Genomic DNA, 3,375 nt, shown 5'->3' with positions numbered 1-3,375 from the left:
TATAACCCAACGCCTTCATATCTTCCAGCAAAATCGGTTCCGTTGAACTTGCATTTGGAGGTAAACCTTTACGTGCTTTTTTCCAAGGAAACTCCAAGTGAGTCATATCACTCAGTCCATAAGCATGGTAGCCACCAAAATATCCCCAAATTTCCTCTAACAGCTTTTTCTCATTTTGAGGAATCTGTAATAATAATTCCTGACTAGGTATGGGTAACTGCTGCGCTTCAAATTCACTGTAAAACCTGTAAGCCGGAGGACAAACAGGCCCGTATCTCCATGCTTGAATTTCCTCGTCAAACAATGGTTGATCGTATACTGCTAAATACAAGCTTTGTGAATAGTACAGAAGCTTTTGAACCTTCATGTTGGTCATTTCAGCTTCTATACCGTCTTCGTAAGCCCGCGCAATAAAGTAGCGAGCTGCGTCTAGACAATCTATCATAGTTCAGACCCGCAAATAAAACTAAGCCTAATATCATAGCAAATTTTTAATTTGCCTGTATACTTATTATAAGCATTGTAGTACAAAGTTACTATTAAATTAATGTGTCGTAGACAAGAATTTTGTTAAGGGACTTCTAAGAAATAAATTATCTAATTAAACGAACCACAGAGACACAGAGATCACAGAGTTATGAGAGTTTGAGAGGTTTTTTGAGTTAGGTGATTGAGTATTTTTTTATTTGGAAGTCTCTAAACTTATAGTCGATTTTTGGTTGGGATGATAATCATTGAGAAATAGGGTACTTGAGCGGGATCAACTTCATCCAGGGGTACAATTCTTTGTTGTGTCATTGTTGCTCTTTCAATATATAATGCCCGTGATGCCAACCCTAATTGATGTAAAACATCTCGCACTTTGGTGAAATGGCGACCTAGTTTCATTATCGCCGCCGCATCGGTTGCTAGTAAGTGCGTAGTCAATTCTTCTGCTGGCATGGGGGCTGGTAAAACGGTCATAATATCGTTGTAATAAGTGAAGGGTACACCCAAGGCCACAGGACAAGCCATGAGTGAGGAAATTCCCGGTACAACTTCCGTTTGGTAGTGTTCCGATAAACGGGTGAAAACATACATAAAAGAACCGTAAAAAAACGGATCACCCTCACACAACACTACTACATCCCTTCCTGCGGCTAGATGTTCGGCTATGGGTGCAACTTCTTGGTCATAAATCAAATTAGCCGTTTCTGGTTCCAAGGCGCGGGGGAGGTGAAACAGCACTTCGATTTGATTCCCGGTGAGATATGGGGAAACGATCGCTCGCGCTATACTTTCTTTATCCACTGCTGATTGATAAGCGACCACAGGGGCAGCTTGTAACAGTCGCAGTGCTTTCAATGTCAATAGTTCGGGATCACCTGGCCCTACGCCAATTCCATAGAGACGGCCTTTGATTTGCATGATTATTCTTCCTCTGTTGCTAGGGCGTTAACTGCGGCGGCGGCGATCGCACTGCCACCACGCCGACCATGTAATGTTAAAAATGGTACGCCTTTGCTATTTGCTGCCAATGCTGCTTTTGATTCTGCCGCACCCACAAATCCCACGGGAAAACCTAAAATCAGCGCAGGTTTCAATACTCCTTCTTCCAGCATTTCTAATAACCGAAATAATGCTGTCGGTGCATTTCCAACTGCTACCACTGCCCCTTCTAGGTGCAATCTCCACAACTCCACCGCAGCAGCTGATCTTGTATTACCTAAACGTTTAGCTAAGGCTGGTACTTCCACATCATAGAGGGTGCAAATAACTTGGTTGTTTGTAGGTAGTCTCTTTCTTGTAATACCTTCAGCAACCATTCGGCAATCACATAAAATCGGCGCACCTGCTGCTAGTGCTGTGCGTCCAGTCTGTACTGCCGTTGATGAATATCCCAAGTCATTGACTATATCAGTCATTCCACAGGCATGAATCAGGCGTACAGCTACTTTTGCTACATCTGGAGGCAGTACATCCAGCTTGGCTTCTGATCTGATGATTGCAAAGGATTTACTGTAAATTTCGTTAGCATCTCGGATGTAGTCAGACATGGGAAAATAATGAATGGTGAATGATGAATGGTAAATGGTAATGGCTACGCCACGCAAGCTAAAAGAAATAACCCTAACTTACTGGAGAGAATAACGGCTTTAATTGGGCAGTTTCATATCTATTAACAAATTCTCCAAAGGATTCATCACGATTTTGGCATTGAATTTTATAAACTTGTAGCATCTGCCCTAACAATACAGGTACTTCGGCCACAGTGACATATTGATAGAGTGGACGACCAAATTTTTGGTTGCTGTCACCTATAGCCTCGCTATGCAAGTTATCACCAACATAAATATGATAAGCTCCCAAAGTTCCATGTTCTGATTCTAGGCTGACACCGAGCAAGGTAATATCACTATGACTATGCTGGGCGCAAGATTTTTCGCAGCCGCTAAAGTGAATATTAACTGGGTGATTCAGACTAACATGAGTTGCGAGATATTTTGCTAATGCTAAAGCATCACCTTTAGTATCTGTGGCAGATGCTGCACAACCTTGATTACCAGAACAGGCAACTAATGCAGTATTGATATTGCTTGTCGAGATATCTAATTTTAAAGCAGCGATTTCATGTTTGAGATCGGTAAGCGATCGCTGTGGAATATCATTCAGCAGTAAATTTTGCCACGGAGTTAGCCTCAGAGTCCCGCTACCGAATTTTTGGGCTAAATCAGCTAAAACCCTAATTTGCTGACTCTCTAGCCTACCTAAAGGTAAAACCACGCCAATATAACATAAGCCTGGCTGACGCTGGGGATGAATGCCGATATGTTGATATTTAGATTTTGAACTTTTTTCGAGACTGGTTTTTTCAACCTGTGGTTGGGGGGTGAGATTAAAACCTAGATGTTGTTCCACTTCTTGCAGATAATTTTCATAACCCAAGTTATTTAATAACTCGCGCAAACGCAGCTTGCGCCGACTGTTAGGGTCAGTATAATTGAGATAAACATCAGCCAAAGCTGCCAAAACTGGTAAACATGACTGTGGTGATAAGACAATTCCCATATCAACGGGTGGTTTTCCTTTGACACCGACGCTGAGATATAACCGAAAATAAACTTTACCTTTAATTAAGACAGCAGCAAACATGATATCGTTGATGCGATCGCACACTGAAACTGTACCACCACCATCAAAGCAAACACTAAATTTTGCTGATAGTCCTGATAGCTGAGGATGTGCGGTGATATAATTTTCCCAGTTTTGCACAAAGGGACGAGTATCAATTAATTCTTGGGGATCAATACCAGCAGTGGGGCTGGTCATAATATTCCGAATGTGATCAACAGTAAAATTGCGAGAACCAATACCGATATTTTGTAAATGCTTGAG

Annotated in this window: 4 protein-coding genes; all 4 read right to left on the bottom strand. The window is 41.9% G+C overall.

All coding sequences use genetic code 11. The features are described 5' to 3' along the window. A partial coding sequence (locus VB654_RS24520; protein ID WP_323216443.1) for a Panacea domain-containing protein occupies positions 1-445 on the bottom strand: 445 nt, incomplete at its 3' end. 257 nt (positions 446-702) lie between these two features. Continuing rightward, complete coding sequence (locus tag VB654_RS24515) at positions 703-1,407, bottom strand: precorrin-2 C(20)-methyltransferase (protein ID WP_323216442.1); 705 nt, start codon at positions 1,405-1,407, stop codon at positions 703-705. Positions 1,408-1,409: 2 nt separating this feature from the next. After that, positions 1,410-2,036 (bottom strand): precorrin-8X methylmutase, encoded by a 627-nt coding sequence (locus tag VB654_RS24510; protein WP_323216441.1) that lies wholly within the window; start codon positions 2,034-2,036, stop codon positions 1,410-1,412. Between the two features lie 73 nt (positions 2,037-2,109). Then, a partial coding sequence (cobG, locus tag VB654_RS24505; protein WP_323216440.1) for a precorrin-3B synthase occupies positions 2,110-3,375 on the bottom strand: 1,266 nt, incomplete at its 5' end.

It is taken from the genome of Nodularia sp. UHCC 0506, from assembly GCF_034931045.1.
Classification (GTDB): Bacteria; Cyanobacteriota; Cyanobacteriia; order Cyanobacteriales; family Nostocaceae; genus Nodularia.
The sequence above is the reverse complement of the archived record's forward strand: the minus strand, read 5'-3'. Positions and strand labels throughout refer to the sequence as shown.